The organism is Flavimarina sp. Hel_I_48, from assembly GCF_000733945.1.
Taxonomy (GTDB): domain Bacteria; phylum Bacteroidota; class Bacteroidia; order Flavobacteriales; family Flavobacteriaceae; genus Leeuwenhoekiella.
The window spans coordinates 2645862-2662558 of record NZ_JPOL01000002.1; the positions used below are offsets into that span (position 1 = coordinate 2645862).

Sequence of the window (16697 nt, forward strand, 5' to 3'; positions counted from 1 at the left end):
ACTATATCTCCTGACATAAGATGTGGAGCAAGATTTTGCTTCGTTACTATTAAGGCGTGCGCCCTAAGAATTATTTGTACATTTACGGCCATGGAATTTTCCTCAAAATTGCTTGAAAATGCCGTTTACGAGATGTCCCAACTCCCGGGCATAGGTAAGCGTACCGCGCTGCGCCTCGTACTGCACCTCTTGCGCCAGCCCGAAGAGCAGACTGGGCATTTGACCCAGGCATTGAATAAACTGCGCGGTGAGATCAACTTCTGTAAAAACTGTCATAATATTTCTGATACCACATTGTGCGAAATCTGTGCAAACCCTAACCGGGAGTCTGCCATCGTTTGTGTGGTAGAAGATGTGAGGGATGTCATGGCGATTGAAAATACCAGCCAGTACCGCGGTCAGTATCATGTGCTGGGTGGCAAGATTTCCCCGCTGGATGGTATTGGCCCACAGGATCTTAACATTGCAAGCCTAATTGAAAAAGTAAAGCAAGGGGAGGTCAGTGAGGTCATTTTTGCCCTAAGTTCAACGATGGAAGGAGATACCACCAATTTTTATATTTATCGCCAGCTCGAGGATTTACCGGTAAAAACTTCTACTATTGCACGCGGGATTGCGGTGGGCGATGAGCTTGAATATGCAGATGAAGTTACGCTGGGACGTAGTATTCTCAACCGTATTCCCTTTGAGAATTCCTTAAAAAGCTAATGCGTGCAACTCTCTGTCATTGTCTTAAACTATAACGTACGCTATCATTTAGAGCTTTGCCTGCTTTCGGTAATGCGGGCGCTCAAAGATATCAATGCCGAAATTATCGTGGTTGATAATGCTTCTTCTGACGCTAGTCTTGAGATGTTGGCAGATCGCTTTCCGCAGATCAATGTGATCGCCAATAGCGAAAACCTCGGTTTTTCTAAAGCAAACAATCTGGGCGTCAAACAGGCTAAAGGAGAGTATGTCTGTATATTGAATCCAGACACGGTACTGCCGGAGGATTGTTTTACAGAACTCCTGGCCTTCGCTGAAACCATACAAAAATTGGGAGCCATAGGCATACGGCTCATAGACGGTACCGGTTCCTTTTTGCCAGAAAGTAAAAGAAACCTGCCCACGCCAAAGGTTGCCATAGCCAAATTGCTACGAAATTCAAAAGCCTATTACGCAGGGGATTGTGGCGAAGGGGAAACCGCTAAAGTGCAGGTGCTGGTAGGTGCATTTATGCTCATGAAAAGGGAAGTGTATGAGCAGCAGGGCGGTTTTGATGAAGACTATTTTATGTATGGGGAAGATATAGACCTTTCTTACCGGCTGTTGCAGGCGGGTTATAGCAATTATTACTTCGGGAAGGTTACCGCAATTCATTTTAAAGGTGAAAGTACATTGCGGGATAAAATTTATGCCAGGCGTTTCTATGAAGCGATGGGCATATTTTATAAAAAACACTTTGGCAGCAATGAGATGGAAGCGCGACTCGTTGCCCTTGCGCTCCAGGCGGCGAAGAATGTAAAAACATTTCCCCGTGTACGGAATGTACAGGATATTTTAAAGGAACCCCTTGTTGTTGTAAGCAGTGACACCGGTTTTATTGCACAGACAGAAACCAGGGCTTTCTCAAAAACTAAAATATATAAGACGCTTACTGATTGCGATTCCCATACGGAATGTGGCATGTTTATTTTTGATGCCGGTTCCTTTGATTATAAAGAAATCATCGCGTGCATGCAAATGCTAAATAAACGCAAAAGCACGTTTAGGATACATCCACCAGAATGTAATTTTATACTGGGAAGCGATAGCAGTACGAGGCAGGGAAAAGTGATTTTTCTGAGCTCATTGCAAAATTGAATGTAAAATACATCGATTTTTATTAATTTCGCAAAATAATAATATTTTAAACCTTCTATCTACTGATATGGCAAAATTTGAATTAAAACTTCCCAAGATGGGTGAAAGTGTTGCAGAGGCAACGCTTACGGCATGGCTAAAAGAAGTAGGGGATACTATTGAAATGGACGAACCGGTAGTGGAGATCGCTACAGATAAAGTAGATAGTGAAGTCCCCAGTGAAGTAGAAGGAAAGCTAATCGAGAAATTCTACGAAGTAGATGATGTCATCGCAGTAGGCGCAACGATCGCAATTATAGAAACAGGTGGGGATGGAGAAGAATCAGAACCTTCGGAAGAGAAAACATCAGCACAGGACAAAGAGGAAAACGACAAAACCAGTGTAGAATCCCTGGGTGGTGATCCCGTTCCTGAGGCGCTTAAAGATGTTGAAAAAACAGTCGAAAAGGCTACAGAAACCGCTTCGGCGGGAGCGATTACTAACGATGGGGAGCGTTTTTATTCCCCACTCGTAAAAAATATAGCCCAGCAAGAGCATATTTCACAGGATGAACTGGATCAGGTGGAAGGTACGGGCAAAGAAGGCCGCGTAACAAAAGATGATATCCTTGCTTACGTAGAAAATCGTGGCAGTAAAAAGCAAAAAACTACCGAAAAATCATCAAATTCGGTTTCTGGTGGTCAAAAAGCGGTCGCCATAGCAGATCAGCAAACAGCATCAGCTCCCGTAAGTGTTAACGGTCAGGATGAGGTTATCGAGATGAGCCGCATGGGTAAAATGATTGCCAAGCATATGGTGCATTCGGTACAGACATCAGCCCACGTGCAATCGTTTATTGAGGTAGATGTTACCAATATCTGGAACTGGCGCAATAAGGTGAAAAATGATTTTATGAAGCGTGAGGGTGAAAAACTCACCTTTACGCCCATTTTTATGCAGGCGGTTGCAAAAACGATCAGGGAATTTCCCATGATCAACATTTCCATGGACGGGGACAAGGTGATCAAGAAAAAGGATATTAACCTGGGTATGGCAGCAGCTTTGCCTACAGGTAACCTTATCGTTCCGGTCATTAAAAAGGCAGATCAGTTGAACCTGATGGGTATGGCAAAGGCGGTAAACGACCTTGCCGACCGTGCCCGTAACGGCAAGTTAAAACCAGACGATACTCAGGGCGGTACCTATACGGTGACCAATGTGGGAACCTTTGGCAGTGTGATGGGCACGCCCATTATCAACCAGCCTCAGGTGGCGATTTTAGCGCTTGGCGCGATTAGAAAAGTCCCTGCCGTCATAGAAACTCCGGAAGGGGATTTTATAGGGATACGTCATAAAATGTTCCTCTCGCATTCTTACGATCACCGCGTAGTAAACGGTGCGCTCGGCGGACAGTTTGTGCAGCGCGTGGCGCAGCACCTTGAAGCCTGGGATGTAAACGAGAAGATTTAGAAACATTGAATTTGATATTTTTAAAAAAGCCAGGATTTTTCAATTCTGGCTTTTTTTGTTTGTATTTTCAGTGAGTAAAAGGTTATTTTTAAGATATCTATCTTAAAGATAATAGGGATTATACCTAATTCTCTATTCCAAATGCAGCAATAACGCAAAACCAACGCACACTATGAAAAATAAATACACATTAAAAAACAACTTGAAAATCCATGTTTTGGGTCTAAAAATGACCGGAATTTTACTTTTTTTGACCATTTTAAGCCCAATTTTTGGTCAAAATTCGATGGCAGTTCCGCCTGCACTTGACGCGATAAAAACGGCAGAACTAAAATCGGACTTATTTACTTTGGCCAGTGATTCCATGCGCGGCCGTAGGGCGGGTACGCTTGACGAACTCAACGCTGCGACCTGGGTTGCCCAGCGTGCGCAGGAAGCTGGTCTTGAACCGGCCGGGGATAATGGCACTTATTTTCAGTTTTTTAACCTGAAACGCCAGGTGGTTGATGCATCGAGTACGGTAAAAATCAATGGTGATTCTTTGGCCCTATGGCAAGATGCCTGGATTACCGCTCCCGCGAAAGGAAATATAGAAGATTCAGTAACCTGGCTAGAAAATCTTCAGGATACGACAGTTTCCTATAAAGATAAAGTAATTGCCACCCCATTGATGCCGCCAACGCCCTTGCCTGCGGAAGGAATGAGCTTATGGGTGTACCGCTACGCGCTTTCCGCCATCAGGCAACAGGCCGGTCAATTGATCAAGCAGGGCGCAAAAGCAGTCATTCTGGTTGCAGATAGTACCGCACAGTCTAAAATTGGTTTTTTTGGCCACGGGATGGAAGAAGGTACCTACGCAATTGCATCCACCCCGCTACGAAGCGTTAATGAGCCTCCCGTACTTTTAGTAAGTCCGCAATGGGCAGAGGCACTTCAGAAGAAAGATGCTACAATTTTGATTGATTTGAATGTAAACCAGTTTGATTATCCCTCTGCAAATGTTGTTGCCAAAGCAGTAGGTAGCGATGCTCAGCTAAAGAAGGAATATGTACTTTTTAGCGGTCATCACGATCATGATGGGGTAGGGGAATCCGTTAAAGGCGATTCTATCTGGAACGGCGCTGATGATAATGCGAGCGTAAGTGTGGCCCTGCTGGCCATTGGCCGGGCATGGACGCAAAAACCGGGGAAGCGTAGCGCCCTTTTTGTCTGGCATGGCGCCGAAGAACGTGGTCTTTTTGGTTCGCGTTATTTTGCTGAAAATCCCACCGTTCCCAAAGAAAACATCGCCGCCGTGCTCAACGGTGATATGATAGGCCGCAATGCGGAAGGTGAAGCGGCCTTGCTGGGAGCGATTGCGCCACATCGCAATTCGCAGGAACTGGTAGCTATGGCGATGAAAGCGAACGCTGCACTCACTAAATTTAAGGTAGATACGTCGTGGGATGCCGAGGCACACCCAGAACATTGGTATTTCCGTAGTGATCATTTGCCGTATGCACAAACAAATATCCCTGCCATTTTCTTCACAACTTTATTGCATCCTGATTATCACACGCCGCGCGACGAACCAGAAACGATCAATATGGATAAACTGACCAAAATGACACAATGGATTTACGCAACAGGTTGGGAAATCTCGGAAACAGGTAAAAAACCGACTTTAATTGCTGAATAATTGACTTTTTAGTCAATAAACCGATACTAAAAACAACTATTTTGGACACTCTTCAGCTTGAAAAATTGAAATATCCCATTGGTAAATTTGAAGCTCCGCAACTGATTTCGGAAGATCATCTTTCGCTTTGGTTTAAAAAATTAAAAACCTTACCAAGCCGAGTGGATCTTGCGGTACAAAAATTAAATGAGAGTCAGCTGGATACGCCTTACCGTCCTGAAGGCTGGACGGTTCGGGAAGTCGTTCACCATCTGGCTGACAGCCATCACAACGCCTACACCCGTTTTAAATGGGCGCTCACCGAAGATCAGCCAACCATCAAAGCCTACGATGAAAATGCCTGGGCAAAGGGAATTGATTATAAGGCGCCTATTTCACTTTCATTGAATTATTTAGCTGCTTTGCATGAAAAATTGATTTATTTACTAGAAAATCTTGAACAAAGTGATATAACTAAATCTTTTATTCATCCTGCTACTGGCGAAAAAGTTGTCCTCAAAAATATGGTGGGCATGTATGCGTGGCACGGGGATCACCATTTAGCGCAAATCATGAGTTTAATGGAAAGGGAAGGCTGGGGTTAAGCCTTTTTCCATTTTATATTGCACCCTATACTCGGTTTTTGCAATTGAACCGGCTGGCGACTATTTAGTAAATTGTCCAGTGCCTCACGCAGGTCACGGCCGTTAGTGGGTATGCCATTGCCTGGTCTGGAATCATCCAATTGGCCACGGTAAACAAGTTCGAGGTCAGCGTCAAAAAGGTAAAAATCTGGTGTACAGGCCGCGTCATAGGCTTTTGCGGTCTCTTGACTTTCATCATAAAGATAGGGAAAGCTGTAATTTTCCTTCCGGGCATTTTCCCACATTTTTCCCGGTGCGTCCTGTGGGTAGTTCTCAACATCATTGCTGCTGATTCCCACAAAGCCAAAACCGAGTACACGATAATCATTCGCTATACGCACGATCTCATTGTTTACGTGCTTTACAAAAGGGCAGTGGTTGCAAATAAACATGATCACCGTTCCGCGGTTGCCTCGTACATCGGTCAGGGATTTCCATTTATTGGTCACCGTATCCAGTAAATTAAAATAGGGTGCCTGGGTACCCAGCGGTAACATATTAGAGGGTGTATTTGCCATGGCTTTGTTCAGGTTTAAGGAAATTTAAGGTAACATTTTCAATCAAATTTACAAATACTAAAGTTGTTCTAAACTTTTGGTGCAACTGGGATGCATTTGTATTTTTATTTGAAACAAATATAACCATGAAGAATACATACGACACTTTATCTGAAGCGATTGAAGCTTTGCAGAAAAAAGGATACGATAAGGATTTTAATCTTGTTGACGAAGGAATAGAATCCAAACACTTGAAGAAGAGCTGGAAAGCCGAACAAATAGAAGTTGAAGAAGCTTTCAGATTTGAAGGGATGACAAATCCCGGTGATAATTCCGTGCTTTATGTGATCAATACACATGACGGTGAAAAAGGATTGCTTGTAGATGCTTACGGCGCCTATAGCGGTCAAATTTCTAAGGAAATGATTGAAAAACTGAGAATAGAGCATTAATGGCTGAATTATCGTGGACCGATTTTTCTAAGGTTGATATGCGGGTAGGTACAATTCTCACCGTAAGTGATTTTCCTGAAGCTAAAAAACCTGCATTTCAATTGCAGGTTGATTTTGGTGATGAAATTGGAATTTTAAAAACTTCTGCTCAGATTACGGTTAACTATGACCGCACTGAACTTGTGGGTATGCAGATTATTGCGGTAGTGAATTTTCCAAAGAAACAGATTGCCAACTTTATGAGCGAATGTCTTATTCTTGGCGTAGTTGATGACGATGCAGTTACGCTTCTAAACCCGAGCAAGAATGTGGAAAATGGCTTGAAAATAGGTTAAAATCAGTATATTTAGATACATAATTAAGAAAAACGGTGAGCTTTTGCTCACCGTTTTTCGTTATTGCTAGTTCGATCTCCCCTCCTTTGGAAGGGCCGGGGGAGAAACTTTACTCATAAATCAAATAGTTCTCCCTTTTTTCCTTAAAAGCATCTAAACCCGCTTTCCAGCTTTCTCTTATTTCAGCCATAGATTTACCAGATTCGATCTGTTTTTGCAGTTGGGCGGTGCCGGCGTGTGCGGTGAAATTTTTGGTATTGAAGAAATCTTCTTTTTTACTATGGTTGTGGTAGACGTCAATGATCCACGTAAGGTCTACGCTGCTCATCCACAGGGCCTGGCGCAAATCGATTCCGTGGCATATTTCTCCGTCGTGTTTTGGGTTTTTGGAGCCAAAATTGGAATGTGGCGTATAAATGAAATCATATTTTTCCGCAGGTAAATACGGCGAACCAATAACCTGAAATTGCATGTCTGTACCGCGACCTGCGTTTAGACTCGTACCTTCAAGCAGTCCCAGGCTGGGATACAAATTGATGGATTTATCATTGGGTAAGTTGGGCGACGGCCGTACCGGAAGGGAATACATGAGATCGTGCTTGTAATTCTCCATAGGGATTACTGTTAAATCGGTTTTTATGCCGTTTTTCAGCCATTTTTCACCATTTATCATTTGTGCATATTCGCCAATGGTCATCCCGTGAACTAACGGAACCCCGGCATGCATACCTAGAAAACTGGTATGCTCTTTTTCCATTATGGGTCCGTCAACGTAATGGCCATTGGGATCAGGGCGATCAAGGATGATTACCGGGATAGCATTTTCTGCGGCCGCTTCCATAATATAGTGCAACGTGGCGATATACGTGTAAAAACGTACGCCCACATCCTGAATATCAAAGATCAAAATGTCAATATTTGCTAACTGGTCGGGTTTTGGTTTTTTATTGTTTCCATAAAGGGAAACGATTTCAAGACCCGTTTTGGGGTCTTTGCCGTCATTTACCTTTTCCCCTGCGTCTGCAGTGCCGCGAAAACCGTGTTCTGGAGAGAACACCTTGACCACATTGATATTACGGCTAATCAGGGAGTCAACTAAATGTGTGTATTCTTTTTGGCCATCTGGCAGAACGTTTTTTAAGATCAGCGAACTGGGATTGCCAACAACCGCCACGCGCTTGTTCTCAAGCAGCGGTATATATTCTTCGGTGCGATTTGCTCCCAATAGCAATTCTTCCACAGCAGCGGAAACGATAACCTTCTTTTTTTCTTCTTTTTGTTTGCTGGCACTTTCATTTTCTGTCTGTGAGAGATTTGCGCAGGAAATGAACAGGACAAGAATTAAAAAATGGGTATTTTTGAGCGAACTTAAGGACATAGATCGATTGAATTTTGAATATTTTATAGCGCGTCGTGTCATTAGCGCCGGCAAAAATAAAAGTACGGCTTCCACCCCGATTATTAAAATCGCCATTGCCGCGATCGTGCTCGGGCTGGTCATGATGATGATCACCATTGCCACGGGCGTGGGGCTGCAAAAGAAGATAAGGGAAAAAGTTTCGGCTTTTAACGGGGATATTATTATTTCAAACTTTGACGGTAACAACAGCGAGGTAACGCTCAATCCTATTTCCACAAAGCAGGATTTTTATCCTGAATTCAGTGCAGTTCCCAAGGTTTCGCATATACAGGCCACAGCCAGCAAGGCCGGGGTGATACGTACCGCGACAGATTTTGAAGGCATCATTATCAAGGGAGTGGGTGCAGAGTATCGCTGGGATTATATGAAAGAATTCCTGATCGCCGGCCGTCTTCCCAATTACAAAACAACACTGAATACCGAAATTCTTTTGAGCCGTTTTATGGCCAACCGTCTGGGTTTTGAAAACGGTGATAAACTCATCGTCTATTTTATTAAGGAAGATGGAGGTTTTTTAAACCGCAGGTTTGATGTCGTGGGCATATACGATTCTGGTTTTGAGGAATTTGATGCCCGTTTTCTTTTTGCAGACATAAGGCATATTCAGAAATTGAACAAATGGGGTGAAGATCAGGTAGGGGCTTTTGAGGTTTTTGTAAAGGATTATGATAACCTGAAAACTATTGAAAACGAGGTTTATGCGAGTATAGGTTCTACATTGAACTCCATGACCATGACCGAAAAATACTATTCCATCTTTGAGTGGCTTTCACTCTTTGATTTTAATATTGCGCTGATCATAGGCGTTATGATCGTGGTAGCGGGCATCAATATGGTCGTCGCGCTGCTGGTTCTTATCCTTGAACGTACACGTATGGTGGGAATTCTTAAAGCGCTGGGCAGTGCCAACTGGAGCGTGCGAAAAATCTTTATGTACAATGCACTTTATCTTGTTCTGGTAGGCCTCTTCTGGGGAAATCTGATAGGGATCGGGCTATTATTGCTTCAGAAATATTTTGGCTTGATACAGCTCAATCCAGAAACATATTACGTGTCTGAAGCGCCGGTTTATATAGACTGGGGTTATATCGTCTTGCTCAACATAGGCACCTTTTTGTTGTGTGCAATCATGTTGCTCGTTCCATCGTATATTATCACAAAAATTTCCCCCGTAAAGACCATTAAGTTTGATTAATGCAGAAAATACGCTGAAATTCAGCAATTTAAAGGTTTTTTTGTGTAGTTTTTAGCTAATTTTAATCGGTTTTGTATGAATGCGGTAAATCAAATGGGCGAGTATTATTGACGGTTCAATGCTAAAAATAGCCAGTTGAGCATCATTAATTTTTTCTGTTTATGGTATCGCTGCATCTTTGAAGCCTAACACAGCTAAAGATGGAACAAAGTATTACGATCGCTATTTATGTTCACGCGTTTTTCGGCGGAATTGGATTAATTGCCGGAACCATCAGTTTTTTGGTCAAAAAAGGGTCAAAATCACATCTTCTGGCCGGAAAATGGTTCAGTATTGGGATGATTATCAGTTCGCTGATCAGTATTCCCGTGGCCTGGATACCGGGTCATAAAAATATGTTCCTTTTCCTTATCGCGTTGTTTACCATTTATCTCGTCCTCGCCGGGAACCGCGCGCTTACCTTTAAGCCCATATTTAAGAAAACCAGCGCAACGTTGATAGATAAGCTAATTTCAGGCAGTATGATGTTATTTGCGATGGTGATGATTGGTGTTGGTATTTTAGGATTGATTCAGGATGGGCAGAATGCTGTTTTGTTTCTGTTTTTCGGTCTCTTTGGACTGGGATTCGCGATAAAGGATTTTCGGTTTTATAAAAATCCAGCTGCTGATACATCTAAATGGCTCGTCAATCACCTGGCCAGGATCATAGGCGCCTATATTGCATCCATCACCGCCTTTATGGTTGCCGGTCTCAACTTTGATAACCTCGCTGCATGGATGCTGCCTACTTTGATAGGAACCGGGGCGATCATCTACTGGACGCGCCGTGTAGGGAAAAGAAAATTTCTTCGACCAAGGATGCCAAAAACCAATAATTTAGGATAGCTTTTGGCCAGAACCTTGCGTAAAAAGTATCTTTGCAGGAAGAAAGAACTTATGGATTACAAAGAAAATATATTAGGAACCATTGGGAATACCCCTATGGTCAAACTCAATAAGCTTACCCAGGATTTACCCTGCCTTGTACTGGCAAAATATGAAACGTTTAACCCTGGGAATTCCGTCAAGGATCGCATGGCGGTTAAAATGGTTGATGATGCAGAAGCTGCGGGAATTCTTAAACCCGGTGGTACGATCATAGAAGGAACTTCTGGAAACACGGGCATGGGACTTGCGCTTGTCGCAATCGTGCGTGGCTATAAAATGATCTGCGTGATGTCTGATAAGCAGAGCAAAGAAAAAATGGACATTCTCAAAGCGGTGGGCAGCGAAGTTGTGGTATGCCCTACTGATGTTCCTGCCGAAGACCCGCGTTCTTACTATTCTGTTTCAAAACGCCTTGCGGAAGAAACGCCCAACTCCTGGTACGTAAACCAATATGACAATCCCGGTAACTGTACCGCCCATTTTCAAAGTACCGGCCCAGAAATCTGGCAGCAGACCGATGGTAAAGTCACCCATTTTGTTGTTGGCGTAGGAACCGGTGGAACAATTTCTGGCGTGGCGAGTTATCTGAAAATGAAAAATCCAGATGTTAAAATCTGGGGTGTGGATACCTACGGTTCGGTTTTTAAAAAGTACCATGAAACCGGAATTTTTGATGAAAATGAAATTTATCCCTATACAACCGAAGGAATAGGGGAAGACATCCTGCCGAAGAATGTAAACTTTGACCTTATAGATGGTTTTACAAAAGTGACCGATAAGGATGCTGCGGTTTACACCCGCAAACTGGCGAAAGAAGAAGGAATGTTCCTGGGAAATTCCGCGGGCGCGGCAATAAAAGGCTTATTACAGCTTAAAGAACATTTTAAGAAGGATGATGTTGTGGTGATTCTCTTTCACGATCACGGAAGCCGCTATGTGGGCAAAATGTTCAATGACGAGTGGATGAAGGAAAAAGGATTTTTAGATTAAAAAATGACTTTTTAAGGTCATTTTTTAACGATTTAGACCCATAATTAGAAGAAATCAGAATACTTGAGAAATAAAAAAAGCCGCTCTAGAGCGGCTTTTTTTATTAAAAAGGTATGTTTTTCTAACTATCTTCCTTTTTGAGGTCCATAGATTCAATCTTGAATTTTGAATTGTCTGCCTTAGCATTCTTTTTAAGACGTACCACTCCAGACGAGCTTGAAATATTTCCATCAGCATCTGTTGCGCTGATACGTACAGGAATGGTTGCGGTAGAAACACTGTCCACCGTTTTCATCTGGGTATCTTCTTCTGTGAAAGCGACCTCGATTTTCTCATAATTAGGATTCTTTTCAGAAAAGTCAGCAAAAGTACCGTTGTTACTATCAGCATCCCACATATCATAAGCTTCACGGGGTGCTTTGCGGGTAAACGCATTATAGTAGTCATTGATAACTCCCTTGGCTTCGGTCAATGCGACCATATCTTCATTTGACAGCTTAGGATTTTCACCTTCTGGTGTCATATCTGATTCTTCGGTAAATTCAGTATCGGCGCTATTGTCTTTAGGTGCTTCTAACCGAACAGTGTCCTCGTCCTGATTTGTTTTGCGATCTACGCAAGAGGTTGCGGTTAGTGCTAAAAGCAATAAAAAAGATGCTTGTACGGTGTATTTTCTCATGTGATAATTTTTCCTAAAAGTATGATAGTCCGTACGCATAGCTTATTAACAAAGTGCTAAAATTAGTTTACATTTATGGTTGAAGTTGTTCAAAATAGTTGTCCGAAGGCTTAATTTTTTTAGAACCAAAGCAAACTGTACATGAAGGAAGATTTTTTACAATACCTCTGGAAGTACAAAAAGTTTGAAGCGGCACGCTTAAAAACCACAGAAGGGAAAGATGTGGCAATCGTAAGTGTGGGAATGCACAACCAGCTTGCGGGACCAGATTTTTTCAACGCCCGCATACGCATTGACGGCCAACTATGGGCCGGGAATATAGAATTGCACGTAAAAGCTTCCCAATGGTACGGGCATGGTCATGAAAAAGACCGCAAGTATGACAATGTGATCCTGCATGTGGTCTGGGAGGATGATATCGCGGTGTATGGTGTGGGCAACGCGGTTCTGCCCACGCTACTTTTGAAGAGTTATGTCACCGAAGATTTATTGAGCAGTTATAAGAAACTATTTGATAGGACCGGCAAACGCTTTATCAACTGCGAACAGGATTTTCACGCAGTGCCAGATCCGCTTATGCAAAATTGGCTGGAACGGCTATACTTTGAGCGACTGGAGCGCAAGGTAAAAGAAGTGGATGGTTTGCTGAAAACTTCAAAGAATGATTGGGAAGCCGCTTTGTTTTTCCTGTTGATGCGCAGCTTTGGAACTAAAATAAACGGAGCCGCATTTGCTGCTCTCGCCGGGAGCATTCCCTTTAAAATCATACGCAAATCCACTTCTGTTGAAAATGCCCTGGAGCCGCTTTTACTGGGGCAGGCCGGTCTTTTGATGGAACAATCAAACGATATTCAGGTACTGGAGTGGAAAAAAGAATACGCGTATCTCAAACATAAATACGAACTACCACAAAATCATGGCGAACCTGTGCAGTTCTTTAAATTACGCCCGCCCAACTTCCCCACGATAAGACTGTCGCAGGTGGCCGCTTTATATTCTGAAAAGAAAGCGTTGTTTTCAAAGCTTATGCAAGCGGAACACCTGGATGAATATTATGAGCTGCTTTCGGTGAAGGCGTCGCCATATTGGGATATGCATTATACCTTTGGTAAAACCCATAAGGCAAGACCAAAATCCCTGAGCCGTTCTTTCATTAATATACTGCTCATTAATACCATTATTCCCCTAAAATTTGCCTATTTAAGGTCAAAAACCACCGCAGAACCCGAGAAAATCCTTGAACTTATTGCCGCTATCCCCACGGAAAAGAACAGCATTGTAGATTCTTTTTTCAAATTGAGGAAACTTCCGGAAAATGCGCTAACGTCACAAGCGCTTTTAGAACTTAAAAATAATTATTGCGATCCCAATGCCTGTTTAAAATGTCAGGTGGGCAATTATTTGATTTCTAATCCTGATACGCTTTGACTTTTTGTGAAAACAGCAAATGGTTGATTGTGAAACTTGATTCAAATAAAACGCAAGATTCCTTAATTTGCGTTTTGGCTCTTGATTTCTTCGGTTTTAAAAAGGCGCACCGCCTTGATATTTTTAGTACTTTGCACGTAATGAAACTGATTTACAAAATCCGGTATTTTTTTGAACGCAACGGCTTTTACGTATGTTCACGCCTGGCAGACCGTATGGGAATACGTACAAAAAATGTGCGTTTATCCTTCATATATCTGTCTTTTGCCACGCTGGGACTTGGTTTTGCCATATATCTTTTTATGGCATTCTGGCTTCGCATCAAGGATTTTGTTTATACAAAGCGTTCATCGGTTTTTGACTTTTAATTATGCTACGGTTTTTCAGTTCTAAGATATATATTGCCATTTTTCTGGTCATCACCATGCTGACCACGGGGATTTTAGGATTTAGGATTTTTGCAGATTATACCTGGACAGATTCGGTCTATATGACCATTATCACGATAAGTACCGTGGGCTTTGGGGAAGTTGCGCCCCTTAATGAGAGCGCAAAATTATTTACCGTTTTCCTTATATTGACCAGTCTGGTGGCACTGGGTTATTCACTTTCGGTAATAACAGAATATATAGTGAGCCGTAGCGGTTATGAACTCTTAACACATAGAAAAGTGCAGCGTAAAGTAGATAAATTAAAAAATCATGTGATCGTTGTGGGCTATGGCCGAAATGGCAAACAGGCGGTTCAGAAATTAATTACCTATAAACAGGATTTTGTTATTATCGAGATTGATGAGGATATTGCAGAGCGCTTTGGCAATGATTTTATACCATTTATAACGGGAAATGCAAATGAAGATGAGATTCTGATTCGTGCAGGGGTAGAACGTGCACGTACGCTCATATCTGCCCTTCCCGAAGATGCCGATAACCTTTTTGTGGTTCTTTCTGCCCGGCAGATCAACAAACAGATGAAGATCATAAGCCGTGCCTCTGAAGAAACCACTTATCAAAAATTAAAGTTCGCCGGTGCAGACAACGTGATCATGCCAGATAAAATAGGCGGTGATCACATGGCTTCCCTCGTGGTAACGCCAGACCTTGTTGAGTTTATGGATAACCTTCAGGTCTCTACGGAAGGAAGTGTCAATGTACAGGAGATACCGTATAAAGCGGTATGTCCAGATTCTAAAGATAAAACCATTCGTGAGATCGACCTGCGCAACCGTACAGGCTGCAGTATCATAGGTTATAAATCACCAGAAGGTGGTTATGTGATTAACCCTGAGGCGAGTCAGCTCGTGCAGCAAAATTCAAAACTCATTGTAATAGGTCGTCCCGAACAGATTGAAAACCTGCACAAAGAATTTGCTATATAAGCGGATTAAAAAGTAAATCGTATTTCATAAAAGACTATTTTCGATATACCGAAAACAATACGACGTCAACCAACGATCTTATCTTTTATGAAGCAATTTTCTGCCCTTATTTGTGCATTTTTGGCACCTTTTCTGAGTTTTTCGCAAAGCGAAACTATAGGTATTGATGATCAGATTGATCAGGCTTTTGCACCTATTTCAGATTTCTTTTCCCAAATTATTTTTTTTGAGGTTTTTGACGTTCCTTTTATACTCATACTCCTGGTATTCAGTGCCGCTTTTTTTACTGTATACTTCGGGTTTCCCAATTTCCGGTATTTCTGGAGGGCTATTCAAACCGTTCGTGGAAAATATGAAGACATTGAAAATCACGGTGCCAAAGTACTCTATGGAGAAGGCGGTATTGCCCAGGGTATAGATATGAACAAGGTAGATGACTTTCACGCCCATGTGGAAGGCCTTGATGATACGCTAAATATCAATACTGATATTGTAGAAAGTATACAGGAAGAAAGCTCGGCCGGGGAAGTAAGCCATTTTCAAGCACTTGCGACCGCTGTCTCCGGTACGGTGGGGAACGGTAATATTGCTGGAGTTGCCCTGGCGATCGCTTTGGGCGGGCCTGGAGCAACATTCTGGATGATCGTATGCGGTCTTTTAGGCATGTCAACAAAATTTGTGGAATGTACCCTGGGGGTACAATACCGCGATGTAGGACCAGATGGGACCGTTTATGGCGGTCCCATGTACTACCTTACCAAAGGACTTAAAGAACGTGGATATGCCACACTAGGTAAAATTACAGCGGTTATTTTTGCCATATTTTGTATTGGTGGATCGTTTGGTGGTGGAAATGCAGCCCAATCCAATCAGGCTACCATTGTGCTCAAAGAATTGCTAAACCTGGAAAGTGCCGGAGCCGGATTTTTTATAGGTATAGTGATTGCCGTTTTTGTTGGGGTCATTATCATAGGTGGCATTAAGCGTATAGCTTCGGTAACCGAAAAAGTAGTACCGTTTATGGCACTTTTTTATCTTGCCGCCTGTATTTATATCATTTTGGCAAATTTTAGCCTTATCGATGACGCGGTGGTGCTCATTATGGAAGAAGCATTTAAGCCCACCGCTATTGGCGTGGGAAGTGTTATTGGGGTTTTGCTTGTGGGATTCAGGCGTGCCGCATTCTCTAACGAAGCGGGTGCTGGTTCTGCATCTATTGCGCATTCTGCAGTACGTACAAAATATTCAGCAAGTGAAGGTTTGGTAGCCTTGCTGGAGCCTTTTATAGATACGGTAGTGATCTGTACCATGACAGCGCTGGTGATTATTATTTTCAATATGCAAGGATACTTTCAATATGGAGGTGACGGTTCTGGGGCTGTGATCATTGATGGTTTGTCCTATGAAGGGGCTGGAATTACCTCAAAAGCTTTTGCCCAATATATACCATACTCAAACGTGTTTTTGACCATTGCGGTAGTCCTATTTGCAGTTTCTACGATGATTTCCTGGTCCTATTATGGTATACAATCCTGGAAGTATCTTTTCGGAAGGGGCAAGGTGGCAGATATTGTCTATAAAATTCTATTCCTTACATTTATAATAATAGGCGCAGCAGCAAATATGAGATCTATTTGGGCTTTTTCAGACGCGATGATTTTTGCAATGATCTTTCCCAATATGGTGGGATTATTCTTCCTTTTCCCTGTAGTTAAAAAACAACTGGAGCGTTATCTTGCCGCAATAAAATTAAAACATAACGCTATTTCATGAGGTTTTTGAACTTCAGGTAGCGCAT

At 42.6% G+C, this 16697-nt stretch carries 17 protein-coding genes; 14 read left to right on the plus strand and 3 right to left on the minus strand.

Annotated features, from left to right (window positions below):
- Positions 1–90 precede the first annotated feature (90 nt).
- The 5 genes from recR (at position 91) to P162_RS11625 (ending at position 5557) form a co-directional block, all read left to right on the plus strand.
- On the plus strand, positions 91–708 hold the full coding sequence (gene recR, locus P162_RS11605) for a recombination mediator RecR (RefSeq protein WP_031427546.1): 618 nt from the start codon (positions 91–93) through the stop codon (positions 706–708).
- A 3-nt stretch (positions 709–711) separates the two neighbouring features.
- The gene (locus P162_RS11610) at positions 712–1845 is read left to right on the plus strand and encodes a glycosyltransferase family 2 protein (protein ID WP_031427547.1); all 1134 of its coding nucleotides are present in this window, start codon (positions 712–714) and stop codon (positions 1843–1845) included.
- Between the two features lie 67 nt (positions 1846–1912).
- Positions 1913–3295 (plus strand): dihydrolipoamide acetyltransferase family protein, encoded by a 1383-nt coding sequence (locus P162_RS11615; protein ID WP_031427548.1) that lies wholly within the window; start codon positions 1913–1915, stop codon positions 3293–3295.
- A 172-nt stretch (positions 3296–3467) separates the two neighbouring features.
- Complete coding sequence (locus P162_RS11620; protein WP_051907871.1) at positions 3468–4973, plus strand: M28 family peptidase; 1506 nt, start codon at positions 3468–3470, stop codon at positions 4971–4973.
- Between the two features lie 41 nt (positions 4974–5014).
- The gene (locus P162_RS11625; RefSeq protein ID WP_031427550.1) at positions 5015–5557 is read left to right on the plus strand and encodes a YfiT family bacillithiol transferase; all 543 of its coding nucleotides are present in this window, start codon (positions 5015–5017) and stop codon (positions 5555–5557) included.
- Here the strand turns inward: P162_RS11625 and P162_RS11630 are convergent.
- Positions 5554–6114 (minus strand): thioredoxin family protein, encoded by a 561-nt coding sequence (locus P162_RS11630; protein WP_031427551.1) that lies wholly within the window; start codon positions 6112–6114, stop codon positions 5554–5556. The two genes, P162_RS11625 and P162_RS11630, sit on opposite strands and share 4 nt — an antisense overlap.
- 125 nt (positions 6115–6239) lie before the next feature.
- On the opposite strand from P162_RS11630, the gene P162_RS11635 reads away from it, so the two are divergent.
- Positions 6240–6545 (plus strand): hypothetical protein, encoded by a 306-nt coding sequence (locus P162_RS11635; RefSeq protein ID WP_031427552.1) that lies wholly within the window; start codon positions 6240–6242, stop codon positions 6543–6545.
- Entirely contained in the window at positions 6545–6880 is a 336-nt protein-coding gene (locus P162_RS11640; protein WP_031427553.1) for a tRNA-binding protein, read from the plus strand. Before P162_RS11635 ends, P162_RS11640 begins: the two co-directional genes overlap by 1 nt.
- 109 nt (positions 6881–6989) lie before the next feature.
- On the opposite strand, the gene P162_RS11645 is transcribed toward P162_RS11640, so the two are convergent.
- Positions 6990–8258, minus strand: a complete 1269-nt coding sequence (locus P162_RS11645) for an exo-beta-N-acetylmuramidase NamZ domain-containing protein (RefSeq protein ID WP_031427554.1) — start codon at positions 8256–8258, stop codon at positions 6990–6992.
- 7 nt (positions 8259–8265) lie between these two features.
- On the opposite strand from P162_RS11645, the gene P162_RS11650 reads away from it, so the two are divergent.
- The 3 genes from P162_RS11650 (at position 8266) to P162_RS11660 (ending at position 11414) form a co-directional block, all read left to right on the plus strand.
- The gene (locus P162_RS11650; RefSeq protein ID WP_031427555.1) at positions 8266–9495 is read left to right on the plus strand and encodes an ABC transporter permease; all 1230 of its coding nucleotides are present in this window, start codon (positions 8266–8268) and stop codon (positions 9493–9495) included.
- Between the two features lie 200 nt (positions 9496–9695).
- Positions 9696–10382, plus strand: a complete 687-nt coding sequence (locus P162_RS11655) for a hypothetical protein (RefSeq protein ID WP_051907872.1) — start codon at positions 9696–9698, stop codon at positions 10380–10382.
- A gap of 51 nt (positions 10383–10433) precedes the next feature.
- On the plus strand, positions 10434–11414 hold the full coding sequence (locus P162_RS11660) for a PLP-dependent cysteine synthase family protein (protein WP_031427557.1): 981 nt from the start codon (positions 10434–10436) through the stop codon (positions 11412–11414).
- Positions 11415–11535: 121 nt separating this feature from the next.
- Here the strand turns inward: P162_RS11660 and P162_RS11665 are convergent, their stop codons facing one another.
- Positions 11536–12093, minus strand: a complete 558-nt coding sequence (locus P162_RS11665) for a hypothetical protein (protein WP_031427558.1) — start codon at positions 12091–12093, stop codon at positions 11536–11538.
- 141 nt (positions 12094–12234) lie between these two features.
- Between P162_RS11665 and P162_RS11670 the strand changes: the two genes are divergently transcribed.
- From P162_RS11670 to P162_RS11685, 4 genes are all read left to right on the plus strand, one after another.
- Entirely contained in the window at positions 12235–13521 is a 1287-nt protein-coding gene (locus tag P162_RS11670) for a DUF2851 family protein (protein ID WP_031427559.1), read from the plus strand.
- A 140-nt stretch (positions 13522–13661) separates the two neighbouring features.
- Complete coding sequence (locus tag P162_RS11675) at positions 13662–13889, plus strand: PspC family transcriptional regulator (protein ID WP_031427560.1); 228 nt, start codon at positions 13662–13664, stop codon at positions 13887–13889.
- Positions 13890–13891: 2 nt separating this feature from the next.
- A complete protein-coding gene (locus tag P162_RS11680; protein WP_031427561.1) occupies positions 13892–14899 on the plus strand; it encodes a potassium channel family protein in 1008 nt (335 codons plus the stop codon).
- An 87-nt stretch (positions 14900–14986) separates the two neighbouring features.
- The gene (locus tag P162_RS11685; protein WP_031427562.1) at positions 14987–16672 is read left to right on the plus strand and encodes an alanine/glycine:cation symporter family protein; all 1686 of its coding nucleotides are present in this window, start codon (positions 14987–14989) and stop codon (positions 16670–16672) included.
- Positions 16673–16697: the final 25 nt, after the last annotated feature.

Bases quoted from the DNA above. Each gene is read 5' to 3' on its own strand.
- P162_RS11675 (WP_031427560.1), top strand. From the start codon at position 13,662: ATGAAACTGATTTACAAAATCCGGTATTTTTTTGAACGCAACGGCTTT.
- P162_RS11615 (WP_031427548.1), top strand. From the start codon at position 1,913: ATGGCAAAATTTGAATTAAAACTTCCCAAGATGGGTGAAAGTGTTGCA.
- P162_RS11645 (WP_031427554.1), bottom strand. From the start codon at position 8,258: ATGTCCTTAAGTTCGCTCAAAAATACCCATTTTTTAATTCTTGTCCTG.
- P162_RS11670 (WP_031427559.1), top strand. From the start codon at position 12,235: ATGAAGGAAGATTTTTTACAATACCTCTGGAAGTACAAAAAGTTTGAA.
- P162_RS11640 (WP_031427553.1), top strand. From the start codon at position 6,545: ATGGCTGAATTATCGTGGACCGATTTTTCTAAGGTTGATATGCGGGTA.
- recR (WP_031427546.1), top strand. From the start codon at position 91: ATGGAATTTTCCTCAAAATTGCTTGAAAATGCCGTTTACGAGATGTCC.
- P162_RS11660 (WP_031427557.1), top strand. From the start codon at position 10,434: ATGGATTACAAAGAAAATATATTAGGAACCATTGGGAATACCCCTATG.
- P162_RS11680 (WP_031427561.1), top strand. From the start codon at position 13,892: ATGCTACGGTTTTTCAGTTCTAAGATATATATTGCCATTTTTCTGGTC.
- P162_RS11685 (WP_031427562.1), top strand. From the start codon at position 14,987: ATGAAGCAATTTTCTGCCCTTATTTGTGCATTTTTGGCACCTTTTCTG.
- P162_RS11635 (WP_031427552.1), top strand. From the start codon at position 6,240: ATGAAGAATACATACGACACTTTATCTGAAGCGATTGAAGCTTTGCAG.
- P162_RS11620 (WP_051907871.1), top strand. From the start codon at position 3,468: ATGAAAAATAAATACACATTAAAAAACAACTTGAAAATCCATGTTTTG.
- P162_RS11630 (WP_031427551.1), bottom strand. From the start codon at position 6,114: ATGGCAAATACACCCTCTAATATGTTACCGCTGGGTACCCAGGCACCC.
- P162_RS11665 (WP_031427558.1), bottom strand. From the start codon at position 12,093: ATGAGAAAATACACCGTACAAGCATCTTTTTTATTGCTTTTAGCACTA.
- P162_RS11655 (WP_051907872.1), top strand. From the start codon at position 9,696: ATGGAACAAAGTATTACGATCGCTATTTATGTTCACGCGTTTTTCGGC.